Raw genomic sequence first — 19,558 nt, 5'->3', positions numbered from 1 at the left:
TGCCCGCGCGGGAACCGTCAGGCCGAGCGTTTGCGGGGGGTCGACTTCTTCGCCGTCGTCTTCTTGGCGGTGCTCTTCGACGCCGTCTTCTTGCTCGTCCCCTGGCCCGACTTGGCCGTCGACTTCTTCGCCGCCGTGGTCTTCTTGGCCGCCGTCTTCTTCGCGGTGGACGTCGACTTCTTGCCGCCGGTCTGCTTGGGGGCCGCGCGGGCCGTCTTGCGCTGCGGGAGTGACTTGACCTCGGCGTGCTCGGCGTCCTCGCCCCGGGACTCGCGGGCCGCGCGGACGCTGTTCTCCAGGGCCGCCATCAGGTCCAGGACCTTGCCGCCCGTGGCCGGTTCCGGGGCCTGGGGCGGGGCCTCACCGGCGGCCTTCGCGGCGATGACCTCCTCCACGGCCTCGCGGTACTCGTCGTGCAGGTCCTCCAGGTCGACCTCGCCCAGGGTGTCCATCAGCGCGTCGGCCAGGTCCAGTTCCTGATCGCGGACAGTGACGTCGGTGTCGGGGGCCAGGCCCTCGGGGGCGCGGACCTCGTCCGGCCAGAGCAGACCGTGCATGGCGATGGCCTCGCCGACGACCCTGAGCATGCCCAGGCGCTCGCGCCCGCGCAGGGCGAACTTCGCGATCGCCACCTTGTTGCTGCGCTTCAGCGCCTCGCGCAGCAGCGTGTACGGCTTCGCCGCCGGGGCGCCACTCGCCTGGAGGTAGTACGCGGCGTCCATCTGGAGCGGGTCGATCCGGTCCGCCGGGACGAAGGCGACGATCTCGATCGTCTTCGCCGTCGGGAGGGGCAGGCTGGACAGGTCCTCCTCGGTGATCGGGATGATCGTGCCGTCCGCGTCCTCGTAGCCCTTGCCGATCTCCCCCTGGGTGACCTCGCGGTCCTCCAGTTCGCAGAATTTGCGGTAGCGGATGCGGCCGCCGTCCTCGGTGTGGATCTGGCGGAAGGAGATCGAGTGGCTCTCGGTGGCGTTCACCAGCTTGATCGGAATGCTGACCAGGCCGAACGAGATGGCGCCGTTCCATATGGATCTCACGTGCTGCACCCTTCCGGTCACGCTCGGGAGTGTTCGTCATGGTTTGCGTGGGATTCTTATCGTATGGCGCCTATCACAGTGGTGGAGGGGCGACGGCTCGCTCTCAGCAATCTGGAGAAGGTGCTGTATCCCGCCACCGGCTTCACCAAGGGCGAGGTGCTGCACTACTACGCGACCGTCGCCGGGGTCCTGCTGCCCCATCTGCGTGACCGGGCGGTGTCCTTCCTGCGGTATCCGGACGGTCCGGACGGGCAGGTGTTCTTCACGAAGAACGTGCCGCCGGGTACGCCCGAGTGGGTCACCACCGCCGAGGTGCCGCGGGTCGAAGGGCCCTCGCGGATGGTCCTGGTGCAGGATCTGCCGAGCCTGATGTGGTCGGCGAACCTCGTGGCCGAGTTCCACACCCACCAGTGGCGCGTCGACACCCCGGACGAGGCCGACCGGATCGTGTTCGACCTCGATCCAGGGGCGCCGGCGAGCATCGTGCAGTGCTGCGAGGTCGCGCTGTGGCTGCGGGAGCGGCTCGCGGCCGACGGCATCGAGACCTACGCCAAGACCTCCGGCTCGAAGGGGCTGCATCTGCTGGCCCCCGTACGAGGGGCGTCCTCCGAGCGGGTGTCCGAGTACGCCAAGGCACTCGCCGTCGAGGCGGAGAAGGCCATGCCCCGCCTCGCGCTGCACCGGATGACCAGAAGCCTGCGTCCGGGGAAGGTCTTCGTCGACTGGAGCCAGAACGCCGCCCGCAAGACGACGGCGACGCCCTACACGCTCCGGGCCCGCCCCGAGCCGACCGTCTCGGCCCCGGTGACCTGGGAGGAGGTCGAGGAGTGCCGGGCACCCGGCCGCCTGGACTTCCATGCGGTCGACATCGCCCCGCGGGTCCAGGACTACGGCGATCTGCTGGCTCCCCTGCTGGACGCGGAGGCGGCGGGGACGCTCCCCTAGCCGGACGGCCGACGGGTTCCCGACGGATTCCGACGGACCCGACGGATTCCCGACGGATCCCGACGGATCCCGACGAACCCTACGGGCGTCTGCCGTGGTCAGGTGCCGTGTCCCGCCCGGCCGACCCCGGTCGCGCCGCTCACACCCGCGCCCCCGTGTTCCGTCGCCTCCCTCACACCCCCGCCCACGTGTTCCGTCGCCTCCCTCACACCCGCGCCCACGTGTTCCGGTCGCGGGCCATCGCGTGCAGGGCCTCCACGTCGGCCGGTTTCAGGACCCCGCCCCGCTGGGACAGGCCCTCCACCTGCGCGGCCGTCAGCACATGGACCTCCCGGGGGGCGGTCGGGATCGACAGCGTCGCCGGGTCCACCAGGGCGAGCACCGGGCGGACCTCCGCCGTCAGGGCGTAGGAGGCGCGGTCGGCGTCGGAGCGGACGCGGCGCAGGAGGGGGTACGGCTCGCGGCGGCCCAGGGTGATCATGGGGTCTGCGATACGGACGCGCTGTTTGCGGGCGTGGAGGGTGTGGACGGCGTAGAGGCCGCCGGGGCCGATCAGCAGGTGGTGGATGCGGTCGCCGCCAGGGAGTGGCACGGAGTGCAGGGCGTGCCAGCCGGCGCCGTCGAGGCGGTCCAGGGCGTCGCCGACCGCCTGTTCGGCGGCCAGGGCCCTGCGGCGCGGGTCGGGTCGCAGCCGGTGGGTGGGGCCGGGGTCGCGGTCGAGGGCGACGACGAGGGACTCGCCGGGGCGGTTGGGGGCCAGGTCGTCGTCGGGGTGGAGGGCGAGGCGGGCCAGTTCGGCGGGGGTCGGCACCGGGGGCGGCCCCACGGTCACGGGGCCGGTGATGAAGGGGCCGAGGGCCCGCAGGACGTCGTCCTCGCGGTCCTGGCCGAGCAGATTCACCCGGGCGGCCTCACGGTCGTACCAGGCGATGTTCCTGCCGTCCGGGAGGCAGACGTACAGCCGTTCCCGGCCGTGCCGCCAGGTCGGTATGACGCGCAGTCCGTTCATGCACCATCACCCCAGTCCATGGGAACAGTCGGGGTGCTGCGGGGGCAAGAACCCGGTTACCTTGGAGAGGAGTTGGGCCTGCCCGCGGACCCTCGGGCGGTGATCGTGGGGAGGCGCCGTTGCGTACCCGCAGTAAACCCGACGTGCCCGCTCCGGAGAGTCCGTGGAGCGAGGTCGTCCCCGGGCTCTGGATGGGCGGTCACGAGTACACGGGGGCCTTGGGGCACCTGGAGTTCGCCGTCGTACGGAACGAGTTCGACCTCGTGCAGACGCTGCTGCGGCTGCCGGGGCACGGGCCCGATCCCGGCGTCCGGCACCATGTGTGGCCCATCCCCGACGGCCCCCTGGACGGAACGCAGCTGGCCGGGGTGATCCGGCTGGCCGAGGCGGCGTGCGAGGCGATGAGCGAGGGCCGCAGGGTCCTCGTCCGCTGTTACCACGGGTACAACCGCTCCGGTCTGGTCGTCGCGCACGCGCTGATGCGGCAGGGCAGCTCCGCCGAGGCGGCGATCCGGCTGATCCGGGACCGGCGCTCGCCCTGGGCGCTGCACAACGACCTGTTCGTCGACTACCTGCGGGCCGGGCTGGCCACGGCCCGGCTGCTGGAGGAACTCACCGAGTAGCCCGCTGCCGGAGGAGCTCACCGCGCAGCCCGGCACCCGTACGGCTTGCCGCCCGAGGGCGCACACGTCCTGCTGCCCTCTCCCGCAAATGGGACTTCCCTACGAATAAGGTGTACGCGGCCGACGGTCGCGTCCGCCCGTGTGATCGCCCACGAACGCCAGGAGTGCAGTGCCCCTCAGCCGCCCCGGACAGGCAGCCCGTCGCCTCGCCGTCGTCGCCCTCCTGCTTGCCGCCGCCGTGGGCTGCGGGGACGCCGGGGGGCTGGAGGGCACGGGGTCGACCCCGACGGCGCAGGGACCGGCCCGGCTCTGGCCGGAGCTGACCCCGGCGTCCAGCCCGGCCTTCGAGATCGGCGAGGTGAACACCGAGGTGGTCAAGGGGGTGAAGGTCCCCGGCGACGACATCCGCCGGGTGGACCCGGTCGGGATCGTCCGGGCCGAGATCGCCCGGCACCCCGGTGAGTACGACGGCGGCAAGGCGCCCTACCGCGACACGAAGCGCAGGATGGCCGAGTGTGCGCAGGGCCCGGGGCAGGGAAGGTGCCCGGTGCTCAGGCCGTACTACCGGGACCTGACCGGCGACGGGCACGACGACCTGACGCTGGGCTTCCCGCTGCTGCCCGGCAAGACGACCGCGGTCCGCGTCTACACCGTCGAGAAGCACCGGCTGGTGCAGGTGATGGCCTGGGAGGACGCGCTCAGCGGTGTCGAGCTGGCCGGACGCTCCCTGGTGATCCGCTCGCCGTCGGAGGTCGCGGGTTACGAGTACCGCCTGCAGTGGACCTGGGACCGGGACCAGCGGGCCATGCTCCTCACCCACGACGAGATGCTGCGCACCGGCCCGCGCAAGCACTCCCGGCAGCCGTCGGCCTCGGCCTCCCCCTCCGCCGCCCCGTCGGGCTCCGCCTCCGTGAGCGGCGGATGAGGCCCGTGCTGCCCCCGTGGTCGGGGACGCTCGCCGCGAAGGCCGCCGCCTTCATCACGGTGATGTGCTGCGCGCTGGCGGCCCTGCTCGGCGTCCTGGTGCACGTGCAGGTGACGAACCAGACCGTCGGCCAGGCACGCGACCAGGCGCTGCAGCGGCTGACGCAGGCGACGGAGCGGTACGAGGCCGGGGACACGCTGCGGCGGGGCGCCGGGGTGGATCCGCCGGGACTGCCCGGGGAACTGCGGGACCTGGCGGTGGCCGGGGACCGCGGCACGATGGTCGCCGAACGGGAGGGACGCCCCACGATGTGGGCGGCGGGTCCCGTCGACGGCGGGCGCGCGCTGGCCGTCGCGGTCGACTACGCGCAGCAGGCCCGCACGATCGAGGGTCTGGACCGGGCGATCTTGTGGTCGTCGGGCCTGGCGATCGGGGCGACGCTGCTGGTCGGGGCGTTCGCGGTGACACGGGTGACGCGGCGGCTGCACACCACGGCCCTGGTCGCGCGGCGGATCAGCGCGGGCGATCTGGACGCGCGCGTGAACGACCCCCGCACGGGCCCGCGCACGAAGGCCGGTCCGCAGGACGAGGTGGCCGCGGTCGCCGCCGCGCTGGACTCCATGGCAGCCTCGCTCCAGGGCAAGCTGCTCGCCGAGCAGCGGTTCACGGCGGATGTCGCGCATGAACTCCGCACGCCGCTGACCGGACTGCACGCGGCGGCCGAGCTGCTGCCGCCGGGCCGCCCTACGGAGCTGGTCCGCGACCGGGTGGCGGCGCTGCGCACGCTCACCGAGGACCTGCTGGAGATCTCGCGGCTGGACACCGGACGGGAGCGGGTGGAGCTGGACACCGAGCGACTGGGGCCGCTGGCCGAGCGGGCGGTGCGGGCGGCGGGGAACGGCACGGAGGTCAGGGTCGTACGGGATGTGTCCGTGGAGACGGACCGGCGGCGGCTGGAGCGGGTGCTGGGCAACCTCGTGGCGAACGCGCACAAACACGGGCGGGGGCCTGTGGTGCTGACCGTGGACGGTCCGGTGGTGACCGTTCGCGACCACGGGGACGGGTTCCCCGAGTACCTGGTCGTGCACGGGCCGCAGCGGTTCCGCACGGAGGGCGGCACGCGGGGGCACGGGCTGGGGCTGACCATCGCGCGGGGGCAGGCCGAGGTGCTGGGGGCACGGCTGGAGTTCGCGAACGCCCCGGAGGGCGGGGCGGTGGCCACCCTGAGGCTGGCGGCGGAGTGAGAGCCCGGGGCACGTGCTCCTATGGCCCAGCGTGGGGGGCGGCACCCCCTGGGCGCTCCTAATGTGGCGATAAGTCAGCTTCGGCACCCTCGCCCCCACATGGAGGTAGTCCCCATGTCCCTGCGCACCCGTCTCTCCATAGCCACCGCCGCCGGGCTCCTCGCCGCCGCGGCCGCCGTCACGCCCGCCGCCGCGAACGACGACTGGGACCCGAGCGGCGGCAACGGCGGCGGCAACGGCAACAGCCACCACGACCCCAGCGGCGGGAACGGCAACGGCGGCAACGGTAGCGGGGGTAACGGCAGCGGCGGCAACGGTAGCGGGGGTAACGGCAACGGCAACGGCAGTGGCGGGAACGGCCACGGCAACGGCAGCGGCGGCAACGGCAGCGGGGGTAACGGCAACGGCAACGGCAGCGGGGGTAACGGCAACGGCAACGGCAGCGGTGGCAACGGCCACCACGACCAGCGCCTCTACGAGGGCGTCGTCACGGCGGACACGCTGGCGCTGCGCAGCGCCCCGAACCGCGGTTCGCAGATCATCCGGTACGCCCACCGGGGCGACAAGGTCAACATCTTCTGCAAGACGGGCGGTGAGACCGTGCAGGGCAATCCGCTCTGGTACCTGCTGACGGACGGCACCTGGGCCTGGGGCGCGGCCCGGTACATCGACAACATCGGCCCCGCGCCACGCTGGTGCTGACACCCGGTCACCCAAAGGCGCACAAGACGCACTGTTTGGGTAGATTCCGGACATGAGTAAGGCCGGAATCACCGTGGCGACGGCGGACCCGCCCCCGCCCGCCGTCCGCCGCCTCCCCCGGCGCCGGGGCATCGAACTCGCCCTCATCGTGCTGGCCGTCCTGCTGTCGGTGTACGGCTACTGCGCCGTGGGCCTCGCCCGGCACGGAACGCTTCCGCCCGGTGCCGCGGGCTACGGCGCCGGGCTCGGCGTGCTCGCGCTGCTGGCCCACCTGGCGGTACGTCTGCGGGCCCCGTACGCCGACCCGTTGCTCCTGCCCATCGGGGTGCTCCTCAACGGACTCGGCCTGGTGCTGATCTACCGGCTCGACCTGGAGACCCCGGGGGACCGGGCGGCACCGGCCCAGCTGGTGTGGTCGACCCTGGGCGTGGCCCTGTTCATCCTGGTCGTCCTGCTGTTGCGCGACCACCGGGTGCTCCAGCGCTACACGTACGTCTGTGTGGTCGCGGCCCTGGTGCTGCTCACGCTGCCGATCCTGTTCCCGGCGGTGAACGGGGCCCGCCTCTGGATCCGGATCGCCGGGTTCTCCATCCAGCCGGGCGAGTTCGCCAAGGTGCTGCTCGCGGTGTTCTTCGCCGCCTACCTGGCGGCGAACCGCAACGCCCTCGCCTACACCGGCCGCCGCGTCTGGAAGCTCCAGCTCCCCACCGGCCGCGTCCTCGGCCCGATCGTCGCCGTCTGGCTGGTGAGCGTCGGCGTGCTGATCCTGGAGCGCGACCTCGGCACCTCGCTGCTGTTCTTCGGCCTGTTCGTGGTGCTCCTCTACGTGGCCACCGGCCGCACCGGCTGGATCGCGGTCGGCCTGCTGCTGGCCTCGCTGGGTGCGGTCGCCGTCGGCCGGCTGGAGCCGCACGTGCACGGCAGGATCGAGACCTGGCTGCACCCCTTCGCCTCCATCGAGGCGGGCGAGGGCGCGAACCAGCTCGCCCAGTCGCTGTTCGCCTTCGCGGAGGGCGGCCTGCTCGGCGCGGGCCTCGGGCTCGGCCACTCGTACCTCATCGGCTTCGCCGTGAAGTCGGACTTCATCCTGGCCACCGCGGGCGAGGAGCTCGGCCTGGCCGGCATCAGCGCGGTCTTCCTCCTCTACGGCCTGCTGGTGGAGCGCGGCTTCCGTGCGGGTCTCGCGCAGCGCGAACCCTTCGGGCGGCTGCTCGCGGTCGGCCTCGCCTCGCTGGTGGCACTCCAGGTGTTCGTGATCGCGGGCGGGGTGACCGGCCTGATCCCGCTGACCGGCATGGCGATGCCGTTCCTGGCGCAGGGCGGCTCGTCGGTGGTCACCAACTGGGCGATCGTGGCGTTGCTGGTCCGGGTGAGCGACTCGGCCCGGCGGAGTTACGACGGGCAGGACACCCGGTGACCCGGCACATCCGGCACGCCGGATACTTCTGCGCCCTGCTGCTGGTGGCCCTGCTGCTGAACGCCGCCCGCGTGCAGGTCGTCCAGGCACCGGCGTACGACCGCAACCCGGCCAACCGGCGCCCCGACATCACGCGCTACGAGCAGCCGCGCGGGGACATCCTGGTCGGCGGGCGGGCCGTCACCGGCTCCAGGGACACCCGCGAGCACCTGCGCTACGAACGGACCTACACCGACGGCCCGATGTACGCCCCGGTCACCGGCTTCGCCTCGCAGCTCTACGGGACGACGCTGCTGGAGAGCACCGAGGACGGCGTGCTGTCCGGCGCGGATCCGATGCTGGCGCCGTTCCCGCTGTGGAACGACTTCACGCGGGCGCGCAACGCCGGTGGAGACGTCGTCACGACACTGCACCCGGCAGCACAGGAGGCCGCGTACAAGGGACTCGCGGGCCGCAAGGGCGCGGTGGCGGCGCTGGAGCCGTCGACCGGCCGGATCCTGGCCCTGGTGTCCGCACCGTCCTACGACCCCCAGCCGCTGTCCGGCAACGGCTCGGCGGCGGCCCGCGCCTGGACGCGGCTCAACGCGGACAAGGACCGCCCGATGCTCAACCGGGCGGTGCGGCAGACGTACCCGCCGGGCTCGACCTTCAAGGTCGTCACCGCGGCGGCCGCGCTGGACGCCGGTGTGGTCACGGACCTCGAAGCGCCGACCGGCTCCCCCGACCCCTACCGGCTGCCCGGGACGCGGACGCGCCTGACCAACGCGCCGAAGGGCTGCAAGGACGCCTCCGTGCGCGAGGCCTTCACCCTCTCCTGCAACACGGTGTTCGCCAAGCTCGGTGTGGAGGTGGGCGTGACCGACATGACGGCCACGGCGCACGCGTTCGGCTTCAACAACGGGGAGTTGAGGATCCCCTTCCCGGTGGCCCGGTCCACGTTCGACACCACCCTGGACAAGGCACAGCTGGCGCTGTCGTCGATCGGCCAGTACAACACCCGCGCCACACCGCTGCAGATGGCGATGGTCGCCGCGGCCGTGGCCAACGGCGGCCAGGTGCGGGACCCCTACCTGGTGGAGCGCACGACCCGGCCGGGCGGCAGCACCCTCGCGACGGCCGGCTCGCGGGCGATCCGCCAGGCGATGTACCCGTCCACCGCTGTCCGGCTGCGGGCGATGATGCGGGACGTGGTCGAGAACGGCGGCGGACGCAAAGCCGCCATCCGCGGCGCCAAGGTCGGCGGCAAGACCGGCACCGCCCAGCACGGCCTCGGCAACTCCGGGACGCCGTACGCCTGGTTCGTCTCCTGGGCGCAGGGCGAGCGCGACATGGCGGCGCGGGTGGCGGTCGCGGTCGTCGTGGAGGACGCGGAGGCGAGACGCGGGGACATCAGCGGGGGCGGTGACGCGGCGCCGATCGCGCGGGCGGTGATGGAGGCGGTGCTCAAGTCTCCCTGACGGCTGCCCGGTTGGTGAGACGGGGCTACCGGCCGGAAAATGCCCGACCTAACGTTCGGTCCATGACTGGGACCACTGCCCCTTACGAACTCGCCGAGGTCAACATCGCCCGCCTGAAGGCCCCGCTGGACTCACCGCAGTTGAAGGACTTCGTCAACGCCCTGGACCCGGTGAACGCCGACGCCGACGCGGCCGACGGTTTCGTGTGGCGCCTGCAGAGCGACAGCGGCAACGCCACGGACGTGCCCGTCTTCGGCGACTCCTGGCTGATCCTCAACATGTCGGTGTGGCGCGACGCCGACGCACTGACGGCGTACATGTACCAGGGCAGGCACCGGGAGATGCTCGCCCGGCGCCGCGAGTGGTTCGAGCGGGTGGAGGAGGCCATGGTCACCTTGTGGTGGGTGCCGGTCGGTCACCGCCCGACCGTGGCCGAGGCGGAATCCCGCCTGCTGCACATCCGCACCCACGGCCCGACGCCGTACGCCTTCACCCTGCGGACGCGGTTCCCGCCCCAGGGTGCCGAGCCGCTGATCGGCGAGGTGCCGGAGGGACTCGGCTGCGCGCTCTGACGAGTGCGCGGGCGCACCCGAGGTAGACACCGGGTCAACAAGTGGCGCGCAGGGGATTGACTGGCTTGCTGACAAGCAGTCTCATAAGTGCATCAGTGACGTGTGCACAACGAGGTGGGCAGCCATGACGACCCTGACGGAAGCCGATGCGCTCGACGGCCTGCGCGACGCCCTCGGCCTGCTGAAGGACCGGGAGCAGGTGGCCCAGCGGCTGCTCGACTCCTCCGCCAAGCACTCCTTCGACCCGGACAAGGAACTGGACTGGGACGCGCCCTTCGAGGAGGGCAAGTGGTTCTGGCCGCCGGAGCTGGTGTCGCTCTACGACACCCCGCTGTGGAAGCGGATGGGCGAGGAGCAGCGGATCCTGCTCTCCCAGCACGAGGCGGCGGCCCTGGCCTCGCTCGGCATCTGGTTCGAGATCATCCTCATGCAGCTGCTGGTGCGGCACATCTACGACAAGGCGGCCACGAGCGCGCACGTCCGCTACGCGCTCACCGAGATCGAGGACGAGTGCCGGCACTCCAGGATGTTCGCCCGGCTGATCGCCCAGGGCGACACGCCCTGGTACCCGGTCAGCCGCGCGCACCAGCAGCTGGGCCGCCTGTTCAAGACCATCTCCACCACGCCGGGTTCCTTCACGGCGACCCTGCTGGGCGAGGAGGTCCTGGACTGGATGCAGCGGCTGACGTTCCCCGACGAGCGCGTCCAGACCCTGGTCCGCGGCGTCACCCGCATCCACGTCGTGGAGGAGGCCCGCCACGTCCGCTACGCACGTGAGGAACTCCGCCGCCAGATGGTGACCGCGCCCAAGTGGTCCCAGGAGTTCACACGCATCACCTCCGGCGAGTTCGCCCGCGTCTTCTCGGTGGCGTTCGTGAATCCCGACGTCTACACGAACGTGGGCCTGGACAAGCGGGAGGCCCTCGCCCAGGTCCGCGCGAGCGGCCACCGCCGGGAGGTCATGCAGAACGGCTCCAAGCGGCTGACGGACTTCCTGGACGACATCGGGGTGCTGCGGGGGGTCGGACGGCGGCTGTGGAAGTCGTCGGGGCTGCTGGCGTAGGGGCGCGCACCGCGGCACCCGATTACCCTGCGAGGCATGACACCAGCCGCCCCCACCCCCGCCTACCGGCGACTCAGCGTCGAGGAACGCCGCAGTCAGCTGCTGACCTCCGCGCTGGACCTCTTCGCCCACCGCGCCCCCGAGGAGGTGTCCCTGGACGACGTGGCGGAGGCGGCCGGGGTCTCGCGGCCCCTGGTGTACCGGTACTTCCCGGGCGGCAAGCAGCAGCTCTACGAGGCCGCCCTGCGCTCCGCCGCCGACGAGCTCCAGCACTGCTTCGACGAACCCCGCGAAGGCCCCCTCCTCCCCCGCCTGTCCCGTGCCCTCGACCGCTACCTCACCTTCGTCGACGAGCACGGCACCGGCTTCAGCGCCCTCCTCCAGGGCGGCAGCGTCGTCGAGACCTCACGCACCACCGCCATCGTCGACGGCGTCCGCCGCGTCGCCGCCGAGCACATCCTCAGTCACCTGGGCGTCACCGGCCCCGGCTCCAGCCTGCGCATGACCATCCGCATGTGGATCACCGCGGTGGAGGCGTCGTCGCTCATCTGGCTCGACGAGGACAAGCAGCCCCAAGCCGAGGAGCTCCGCGACTGGCTCGTCGAGCAGTTCGTCGCCATGCTGACCGTCACCGCCCGCCGCGACCCGCAGACCGAGGCCCTGGTCCGGGCGCTCGACGAGGATGTCCGACACTGATCCGGTGAAGAGCGAAGAGACCCCCTTCGAGGGCGGCCCGATGGACGGCAGGGTCCTGCCCGTCCTCCTCGGCATCACCGGCCACCCGCCCAAGACGTACCGCATCCCCGTCCCGGACCCCGACGGCGGACCGGACACCGTGCTCGTCTACCGCCGCGTCTCCCGGGGCCCGGGCCGGGTCGGCCTGTCCAACCGCTGGAAGTACGAGTACGCCCCGGAGGGCGTCCCGCCCCGCCGGCTCAACTGGCCCTGGTCGAAGCCAGACGCCACGCCGGGCGGCAAGCCGGACGACGCCGACGGGTGACCCCGTTGCGCCGAACCGCGCACACTCACCGCGCGCACCGCCCCCACACACCTGATCCTCACGATGTCCGGCGGCACCACGCCGCCCCCGCACCGGAGGTGATGGCATGTCAGGAAAGCTTCTCCGTCTGGTCTGCATCGCGGCGACGGCGGCCGGAACCGTCCTGGCGCCCGTCCCGGCCACGGCCGCTCCCGAGCCGGACGCGGAACAGCACGACACGGAACAGCACGACATCGCCGGTCTCCTGACAGATCTTCAGGGGCTGTACCGGAAGGCCGAGGAGGCCACCGAGGCCTACAACGCCACCGAGGAGAAGCTGAAGAAGCAGCGCGCCGGGACCGACCGTCTGGATCGCGCCCTCGCACGCGCCCGGCTCTCCCTGCACGACAGCCGGGGCGCGGCCGGCCGGCTGGCCCGGCAGCAGTACCAGAGCAGCACCGACATCTCCCCGTACGTACGTCTGCTCCTGGCCCGCGACCCGCAGCACGCGATCGAGCAGGGCCATGTGATCGGCCGGCTCGCCCGGGAGCGGGCCGACACCATCGGCCGGCTGACCGGCGACGAACGCAAGGCCGACGAACTGGCCCGCAAGGCCCGCACGGCCCTCGACCGGCAGCTCGCCCTCACCGAGCGGCGCAAGAAGGAACGGGACGAGGTCCGCGCCCGCCTGCACGGCGTCGAGAAACTGCTCGCCTCCCTCAGCCGCGACCAGCTCACCGAGCTCGCCGAGTTCGAGCAGAAGGGCGTCGCGAAGGCGCAGAAGGAGTTCATGGCGTCCGGCGCACTCAGCAGCGAACGCAACGGCGACGACGACAAGGCCGACAAGGCCGACAAGGCCGACGACGCCGGCGGGAACGACAAGAATCGCGGGGGCAAGGGGAGCAAAGGCAGCGAGGGGAGCAAGAGTGGCGTCCGTGCCCCGTCGGCCGAGGGCCGCCGGGCCGTGCGCTACGCCGTGCGGCAGCTCGGCAAGCCGTACGAGTGGGGCGCGGAGGGCCCGAGGACGTACGACTGCTCGGGGCTGACCTCCCGGGCCTGGGCGGAGGCCGGGGTGCCCATCCCCCGGACCAGCCAGGAGCAGTGGAAGCAGCTGGAGCGGATCCCGCTGGACGAGCTGCGCCCCGGCGACCTGGTCGTGTACTTCGAGAAGGCCACGCATGTGGCGCTGTACCTCGGGGACGGCATGGTGGTGCAGGCGCCCCGCCCGGGCGCGAAGGTGAAGGTCTCACCGATCGCGGCCAACCCCGTGCTGGGCGCCGTACGTCCGGACCCGGACGGGAAGCCCCTGCGGCGGTACGAGCCGCCGGAGCTCCCCGAGGGGGCCACGGACGGGTCGGACGAGGGCTACGAGGGTTACGCGGCGCCCGCCCCGGACACCTCGGCCAGGTAGGCCTGCGTCCTGGCCGGGTCGTAGAAGAAGTTCTCGAAGTCGGCCGGGTCGTTGAAGCCGTTGGCGAAGCGGTCGGCGACCGGCTGGAGCTCACCGGCGGCACCGATGAGGTTCAGGATGTGCTCCGGCGGCGGCGCGAGCATCGCGTTGGTCCACTTGGTGACGTGCTGGGCGGTGTTCCAGTAGCGGTCGAAGGTGGCCCGCATCCACTCCTCGTCGAACGGCTTGTCGCCGTGCTCGGTGATCGAGGAGAGGTAGGCGGCGGCGCACTTGGACGCAGAGTTGGAGCCCTGCCCGGTGATCGGGTCGTTGGCCACGACGACGTCCGCCACCCCCAGCACGAGTCCGCCGCCGGGGAGGCGGCCGATCGGGTTGCGGACGGTGGGGGCATAGCGCCCGGCCAGCGTGCCGCCGGCGTCGGTCAGTTCGACCTTGGTGGCCCGCGCGTACTCCCAGGGGACGTACCGCTCCATGAGTTCCAGGGTCAGGGAGAGGTGCTCCGCGGGGTCCTTGACGCCGGTGAAGGCGTCGAGCGGGCCGCCGGGTATGCCCTCCCAGAACAGGATGTCGGCGCGGCCGGACGTGGTCAGGCAGGGCATGACGAACAGTTCGCCGACGCCCGGGACGAGATTGCAGCGGACCGCTTCGGTGCCGGGGTGCTCGGGACGCGGGCCGAGGCCGTGGACGTACGCCACGGCCAGCGCGCGCTGTGGCTCGGTGTACGGCGAGCGCTCGGCATCGCGGCCGAACATCTGGACCAGTTCGCCCTTTCCGGCCGCGACGAGCACCAGGTCGTAGGTGCGGGAGAAGTAGTCGAGGTCGCCGACGGCCGCGCCGTGGATGACGAGCTGGCCGCCTCGCTGGGCGAACGTCTCCATCCAGCCGGCCATCTTCACGCGCTGGTCGATAGACTGGGCGAATCCGTCGAGCTTGCCCAGCCAGTCGATGGCACGGGCGGACGGGCCCTCGGCCCAGGAGCCGGGGGCGGCGACCGAGACGCCGAGTCCTTCGATCTTCGGGGCCTGGGACTCCCAGAAGTTCAGCTGGAGATCGCGCTCGTGCTGCAGGGCCGTGTGGAACATGCACTGCGTCGACATGACCCGGCCGGTGCGGATCTCGTCCGCCGTCCGGTTGGACATCAGGGTGACCTCGTACCCCTGTGACTGGAGGCCGAGGGCGATCTGGAGCCCGGACTGACCGGCTCCGACGACGAGTATCTTCCGCATGCGGGCTGTCCTCTACTCGGGGGTTTCGTCGAGCGCGTGGCCCACGAGGGCCAGGAGGGTCTCGATCACGGAGATCCGGCGACGCGCGTCCATGATCATGACAGGTATGTGTCGCGGGATGGTCAGGGCCTCCCGCACGTCCTCCGGCTCGAACAGCTCGCTGCCGTCGAAGTGGTTGACCGCGACCACGTACGGCAGCCCGGAGCTCTCGAAGTAGTCCAGGACCGGGAAGCAGTCCTTCAGACGGCGGGTGTCGGCCAGGACGACGGCGCCGATCGCGCCGCGCACGATGTCGTCCCACATGAACCAGAACCGCTGCTGGCCCGGGGTGCCGAACAGGTAGAGCACCAGGTCGTCGTCGAGCGTGAGGCGCCCGAAGTCCATGGCGACGGTGGTGGTGGTCTTGCCGGGCGTGGCGGTGAGGTCGTCGGTGGCCTCGCTCGCCTCCGTCATCAGCGCCTCGGTCTGCAGGGGCGTGATCTCCGAGACGGCGGTGACCAGGGTGGTCTTGCCGACGCCGAAGCCGCCCGCCACCACGATCTTCGTGGCGATCGGGGCACGGGTGCGGTCCGTCTCCCAGGCGTGCATGCTCTCGCCGGGCTGGACGAACGGGGATGAACCAGATACGCCGTGAGCGACGTCAGAGACGACGGAGTCCACTCAGCACCCTTTCCAGCAGAGCCCGGTCCGGGCGGCCCGTGCCATGACCGGTGCCCGTTCCGTACACACGGATCTTTCCCTGGTCCGCGAGGTCGCTCAGGAGCACGCGGACCACGCCGAGCGGCATCTTCAGCAGCGCGGCGATCTCGGCCACCGTACGCATGCGGCGGCACAGTTCGACGATGGCCCGCAGCTCCGGCATCACGCGGGTGGAGAGGTGGCCGTTCGTCAGTTCCCTGCGCTCCTCGGGGGCGTCGAGCGCGGCCGTGCTCGCCACGAACGTCTCCACGAGGAGGACGTGGCCGAAGCGGGTGCGGCCGCCGGTGAGCGAGTAGGGGCGGACCCGGGCGGGTTTGCGGTCGCCGCCGCGGACGGGCAGGTGCTGCTTCGGCTTGCTGCTCATCGGGCACTCCCCGCCGTCTGGGAATCCTCCAGGGATTTACGGAGCTCGCTGCGGAGTTCGGGCGTCAGCACGTGGCCGGCGCGGCCGACGAACAGGGCCATGTGGTACGCCACGACGCTCATATCGCACTCCGCGGAGCCGTGGACGCCGAGCAGCGAGCCGTCGCTGATCGACATCACGAACAGGCTGCCCTCGTCCATCGCGACCATCGTGTGCCGGACCCCGCCGAAGTCCATCAGCCGGGCGGCGCCGACGGTGAGGCTGCCGATGCCGGAGACGATGGTGGCCAGGTCGGCGGCGGAGCCGCGTGGGCCGGTGCGCTTGGTCCCGCGGGCCTGCAGGGCCTCCCTGGCCTCCTTGTTGCGGTGGTCGTCGGAGGAGAGCAGGAGCAGCCCGTCGGAGGAGACGACCGCGACGGAGAGGATGCCGGGCACCTCCTCGACGAGGTTGGTCAGCAGCCAGTGCAGGTTGCGGGCCTCACTGCTCAGTCCGATCAGTCCGAAGGTACTGGGCGCGGTCAACTGCTTGCCTCCTCGACTGTGCCCCCCGTGGATTCTCCGGATCCAGCTGGTCCTGCAGCGCCGGTGGCCGGCCGCTGGTGCGAGGCCGTCCTCTCGGCGATCTCCGCCTCCACGTCGCGGTAGCCGGCATGGGCGCCCTGGCGGAACCCGCCGAGTCGGCGGCGCAGGGCATCGGCGTCGACGGAGCCGCTGCGCTGGCGCGAGGCGGTGGTCTGTGCGGTGATCTTCGGGGTGCGCTTGGGGAGGCCCTTGTCGGTGACGCGGTCCTCCTCCTCGTCGGGAGCGCGTTCGTGCTCCGGGCTGTCGTCCCCGTCCGCGACGCTCCACGCGTCGGGCGCGGACGACCCGTGCGGGCCGTGCGACATGGCCTCACCGTCACCGGCCACGGCCTCCTCATGCCCGACCGGGTCAGAAGCCCCCGGCTGCACGGGAATCAGCAGCTCCATCGTGGTCTCCGCGGGGGATTCCACGGGCGCCGCGGCGTCGTCCAGCTCGGCGGATACCGGCGGGTCGGCGTGTACGTCCGATGCGGCGGGCGTCGCCGGGTCGGCATGGGCCACCGGATCTGCGGATGCGTCCGGGTCGGTGGATGCCGTCGGCCCAGTGGGCGCCGCAGGGTCGGCGTGAACGGGCAGCTCGGCAAAGGCCGACCGCTCAGCGTGCGCGGAGTGTTCGACGGACGTCTCCGACACGACGGACGTCTCCGACACGGCGGGCGCGGCCGACTCGGCAGGCGCGGCCAGGCCGGTGGATGCCGTCGGCCCAGTCGGCGCCGCAGGGTCGGCGTGAACGGGCAGCTCGGTGGACGTCCGCTCCTCGGCACGCGCGGCCCGCTCAGCGTGTTCGACGGACGTCTCCGACTCGACGGACGTCTCCGACATGGCGGGCGCGGCCAAGCCGTCGGGCGTCGAGTGTTCGGCGGGAGTCGTGGGAACTGCCGCCCCTGTTGCCCCGGCCGGTTCCGCCTCGGGCGTCGCGGTGGCTGCCTCGGCTTCGTCCTGGCGTACCGCCTTCTCCGCCAGGGCCACCAACGGGTCGTCGCCGGCCGCGCGGCCGTGCAGGACGTTGGAGTTGGCCTCGGCGTCGGCGCCCGGGAAGGAGACGGAGTGCGTCGTGCCGGCGAGGGGGCCGGAGGTCGGGACAGCCACGGCCGGGGCGGCGGCCAGGAGCGTGCGGGGCAGGACGACGACGGCCGCGACACCGCCCTGCTTCTGCTCGCGCAACTGGACGCGCACGCCGTGGCGGTGGGCGAGCCGGGCCACGACGTACAGGCCGAGGCCGAGACCGTCCTCGCCCTCCTGGTCGTAGGGCGCCTCGGGGTCGAAGTCGGTGAGGCGGGAGTTGAGGCGCTCCAGCCGGTCCTCGGCCATGCCGATGCCCTCGTCCTGGACGGAGAGCATGACCTCGCCGTTCTCCAGCAGCCAGCCGGAGATCTCGACGGGCAGGTCGGGCGGGGAGAACGAGGTGGCGTTCTCCATGAGTTCGGCCAGCAGGTGGGAGAGGTCGTCCGCGGCGAACCCGGCGATGTGTGCGTGCGGCGGCAGCGCGGCGATCCGGACCCGCTCGTACCGCTCGATCTCGCTCACCGCGGCACGGACGACGTCCACCAGCGGCACCGGCCCGGCGGCGTGCTGGACGTGCTCGGTACCGGCGAGGACCAGCAGGTTCTCACTGTGCCGGCGCATGACCGTGGCGAAGTGGTCGAGCTTGAACAGCGTGGCGAGCCGGTCCGGGTCCTGCTCGCGCTCCTCCAGGTTCTCGATGACGGCCAGTTGCCGTTCGACCAGTCCGAGGGTGCGCAGCGCGAGGTTGACGAACGTACCGCCGATGGCCGTGCGCAGCCGCTCCAGCTGGGCGGCGGACTCGGCGAGTTCACCGCGCAGTTCCTCGCGCGCGTCGGCCATCTTCTGGCGCTGGCCGACCAGGTGCTTGCGGTCGGACTCCAGCGTGGTGATCCGCTCGGTGAGGGCGGCCGCGTGCGCGTGCAGGGCGTTGACAGAGCGGACGGCCTGGGCGAACTCGTCGTTGCGGCCGGTGAACTTCACCGGCTCCTCGGCCGCCGGGTCCTCGGCCTCGGCGAGGCGCTTCGACCCCAGGCGCAGGACCGCGAGCGGCCGGGTGAGGCTGCGGGCCATGCCGGTGGCGACGCCGACGGCGAGCAGCATGAGGGCGCCGAGGACGGCGACGCGGATCTCCAGCGCGGTGACGTCGTCGTCGCGCAGCGCCTCGAGGTCCTTGATGCGGCGGTCGTAGAGGGCCGACTCCACGCCGCGCATCAGGTCGACGCGGGCGGACAGGGCCGCGTCCAGCCTCTTGGTGCTGGTGGCGAGGTCGGTGCGGGAGAGCGTCGGCTGGTCGGTCAGGGTGGCGAGGTACCTGTCGGCGGAGTTGACCTCGGTGCCGGTGACCGTGGAGTCGAAGGAGGCGCGGGCCGGCTTGGTCGCGGTGCCGCGGAAGTCGGCCAGGGCCGCGTCGGAACGCAGCCGGGCCTGCTGGGCGGCGGCGCTCAGGGCGTCGCGCTGCCGGGTTTCGGCGTCCGAGGAGGTGCTGGTCTCGGTCGGCAGGCCGGTGACGGGGTCGATGACCGTCTCCGTGCTGCGCGGCACGCTCAGCGCGGCGAGCAGCAGCCCGCGGGCCGAGGCGGCCTGCTGGACGGCGGAGTCCAGCTCGGCCAGCGCGTACGAGCCGGAGCCGGCGCGCGGCGGCGTCTGCTGCGCCAGCTGCTCGGCGAGCCGGTGGAGTTCGGTGATGGCGGCGGAGTACGCCTGGTGCGCTTCGAGGGCGCTGCTCTTGCCGGTGAGCGCCGCCCTGCGCACGGCCGCTATGCCGTCGAGGTCGGAGCGCAGCGAGGCGGATGTGTCGATGTCGGAGCGCAGTTCCTCGACCTGCCGGTCCACCCGGGCGCTGTGCTGCTCGGAGGGCGCCTTGGACTTGGGGCGCCCGGCGGCGATGTAGGAGGTGACGTCGTCCCGCTCGTCGGCGAGGGAGTGCGCGAGGGTGAGGGCGTCCCGCGTCTGCTCCGCGAGCGTCACCAGCTCCTGGGAGTCGTGGAGTTGCCCGGAGGCGGCGAGGACTGAGGGGGTGCCGGCACCGGCGATGGCCGCGGCGACCACGGCCACGGCCACGATCAGCCGGTTGCGTACATGGGTGGGGCGTCCCTTGCCGGTGGGGGGCGTCGGCTCAGCGCCCTGAACGGGGGCCGTCTGCTTGCCTGTGCGACGAGGCCGCGTCTTCTGCACCGGTGCTCGCATTCCTGACTCGTGAACCCATGGGCCCGGGTGACGCTCCGTCAACTGGCGCGTACTCCCGGTACATTTCCCGACCCTCCCAGCGCCGGTGGGCAGCGCACGCGCATCACCTGACC

General features: G+C 72.2%; 19 protein-coding genes. 12 read left to right on the top strand and 7 right to left on the bottom strand.

Translation table 11 applies throughout. The annotated features are described in order from the left end of the window. Positions 1–17: 17 nt before the first annotated feature. Positions 18–1,037, bottom strand: coding sequence for a non-homologous end joining protein Ku (gene ku, locus A4E84_RS27195; protein WP_470661521.1), 1,020 nt, complete (start codon positions 1,035–1,037; stop codon positions 18–20). Positions 1,038–1,100: 63 nt separating this feature from the next. Here ku and ligD point away from each other — a divergent pair, with 63 nt between their 5' ends. Continuing rightward, on the top strand, positions 1,101–1,982 hold the full coding sequence (gene ligD / locus A4E84_RS27190) for a non-homologous end-joining DNA ligase (protein ID WP_062929056.1): 882 nt from the start codon (positions 1,101–1,103) through the stop codon (positions 1,980–1,982). A 205-nt stretch (positions 1,983–2,187) separates the two neighbouring features. On the opposite strand, the gene A4E84_RS27185 is transcribed toward ligD, so the two are convergent. Then, positions 2,188–2,991 carry a nuclease-related domain-containing protein gene (locus A4E84_RS27185; RefSeq protein ID WP_062929055.1) on the bottom strand — a complete coding sequence of 268 codons (804 nt, stop codon included), beginning with the start codon at positions 2,989–2,991 and terminating at the stop codon, positions 2,188–2,190. Positions 2,992–3,110: 119 nt separating this feature from the next. Here A4E84_RS27185 and A4E84_RS27180 point away from each other — a divergent pair, with 119 nt between their 5' ends. From A4E84_RS27180 to A4E84_RS27130, 11 genes are all read left to right on the top strand, one after another. Continuing rightward, positions 3,111–3,614, top strand: coding sequence for a protein-tyrosine phosphatase family protein (locus A4E84_RS27180; protein ID WP_062929054.1), 504 nt, complete (start codon positions 3,111–3,113; stop codon positions 3,612–3,614). Between the two features lie 169 nt (positions 3,615–3,783). Beyond that, positions 3,784–4,539 (top strand): hypothetical protein, encoded by a 756-nt coding sequence (locus tag A4E84_RS27175; protein WP_062929053.1) that lies wholly within the window; start codon positions 3,784–3,786, stop codon positions 4,537–4,539. Beyond that, positions 4,536–5,783: an ATP-binding protein gene (locus A4E84_RS27170; protein WP_062929052.1), complete on the top strand. Its 1,248-nt coding sequence runs from the start codon at positions 4,536–4,538 to the stop codon at positions 5,781–5,783. The genes A4E84_RS27175 and A4E84_RS27170 overlap by 4 nt, the downstream gene beginning before the upstream one ends. A 114-nt stretch (positions 5,784–5,897) precedes the next feature. Next, positions 5,898–6,485: an SH3 domain-containing protein gene (locus tag A4E84_RS27165; protein ID WP_062929051.1), complete on the top strand. Its 588-nt coding sequence runs from the start codon at positions 5,898–5,900 to the stop codon at positions 6,483–6,485. Positions 6,486–6,537: 52 nt separating this feature from the next. Continuing rightward, positions 6,538–7,902 (top strand): FtsW/RodA/SpoVE family cell cycle protein, encoded by a 1,365-nt coding sequence (locus tag A4E84_RS27160; RefSeq protein ID WP_062929050.1) that lies wholly within the window; start codon positions 6,538–6,540, stop codon positions 7,900–7,902. After that, positions 7,899–9,359: a penicillin-binding transpeptidase domain-containing protein gene (locus A4E84_RS27155; protein WP_062929049.1), complete on the top strand. Its 1,461-nt coding sequence runs from the start codon at positions 7,899–7,901 to the stop codon at positions 9,357–9,359. Before A4E84_RS27160 ends, A4E84_RS27155 begins: the two co-directional genes overlap by 4 nt. A gap of 62 nt (positions 9,360–9,421) precedes the next feature. Further along, a complete protein-coding gene (locus A4E84_RS27150; protein ID WP_062929048.1) occupies positions 9,422–9,931 on the top strand; it encodes a DUF3291 domain-containing protein in 510 nt (169 codons plus the stop codon). Positions 9,932–10,055: 124 nt separating this feature from the next. Further along, on the top strand, positions 10,056–10,994 hold the full coding sequence (locus A4E84_RS27145; protein WP_031140626.1) for an AurF N-oxygenase family protein: 939 nt from the start codon (positions 10,056–10,058) through the stop codon (positions 10,992–10,994). Between the two features lie 36 nt (positions 10,995–11,030). Next, positions 11,031–11,690: a TetR/AcrR family transcriptional regulator gene (locus A4E84_RS27140; protein ID WP_062929047.1), complete on the top strand. Its 660-nt coding sequence runs from the start codon at positions 11,031–11,033 to the stop codon at positions 11,688–11,690. 4 nt (positions 11,691–11,694) lie between these two features. Then, positions 11,695–11,994: a hypothetical protein gene (locus tag A4E84_RS27135; protein WP_062929046.1), complete on the top strand. Its 300-nt coding sequence runs from the start codon at positions 11,695–11,697 to the stop codon at positions 11,992–11,994. Between the two features lie 106 nt (positions 11,995–12,100). Beyond that, a complete protein-coding gene (locus tag A4E84_RS27130) occupies positions 12,101–13,384 on the top strand; it encodes a C40 family peptidase (protein ID WP_062929045.1) in 1,284 nt (427 codons plus the stop codon). Here A4E84_RS27130 and A4E84_RS27125 read toward each other — a convergent pair. The 5 genes from A4E84_RS27125 to A4E84_RS27105 are packed head-to-tail and all read right to left on the bottom strand — an operon-like array spanning position 13,348 to position 19,433. Next, positions 13,348–14,610, bottom strand: a complete 1,263-nt coding sequence (locus tag A4E84_RS27125; protein ID WP_062929044.1) for a styrene monooxygenase/indole monooxygenase family protein — start codon at positions 14,608–14,610, stop codon at positions 13,348–13,350. The genes A4E84_RS27130 and A4E84_RS27125 overlap by 37 nt on opposite strands. A gap of 12 nt (positions 14,611–14,622) precedes the next feature. Continuing rightward, positions 14,623–15,270, bottom strand: coding sequence for a GTP-binding protein (locus tag A4E84_RS27120; RefSeq protein ID WP_062929043.1), 648 nt, complete (start codon positions 15,268–15,270; stop codon positions 14,623–14,625). Next, positions 15,251–15,673, bottom strand: a complete 423-nt coding sequence (locus A4E84_RS27115; protein ID WP_033313523.1) for a DUF742 domain-containing protein — start codon at positions 15,671–15,673, stop codon at positions 15,251–15,253. Before A4E84_RS27115 ends, A4E84_RS27120 begins: the two co-directional genes overlap by 20 nt. After that, positions 15,670–16,194 (bottom strand): roadblock/LC7 domain-containing protein, encoded by a 525-nt coding sequence (locus A4E84_RS27110; RefSeq protein WP_062929042.1) that lies wholly within the window; start codon positions 16,192–16,194, stop codon positions 15,670–15,672. The genes A4E84_RS27115 and A4E84_RS27110 overlap by 4 nt, the downstream gene beginning before the upstream one ends. Further along, positions 16,191–19,433: a nitrate- and nitrite sensing domain-containing protein gene (locus tag A4E84_RS27105; protein WP_062929041.1), complete on the bottom strand. Its 3,243-nt coding sequence runs from the start codon at positions 19,431–19,433 to the stop codon at positions 16,191–16,193. Before A4E84_RS27105 ends, A4E84_RS27110 begins: the two co-directional genes overlap by 4 nt. Between the last annotated feature and the right edge of the window lie 125 nt (positions 19,434–19,558).

The organism is Streptomyces qaidamensis, from assembly GCF_001611795.1.
GTDB lineage: Bacteria > Actinomycetota > Actinomycetes > Streptomycetales > Streptomycetaceae > Streptomyces > Streptomyces qaidamensis.
This window is presented reverse-complemented; position numbering and strand designations above follow the sequence as displayed.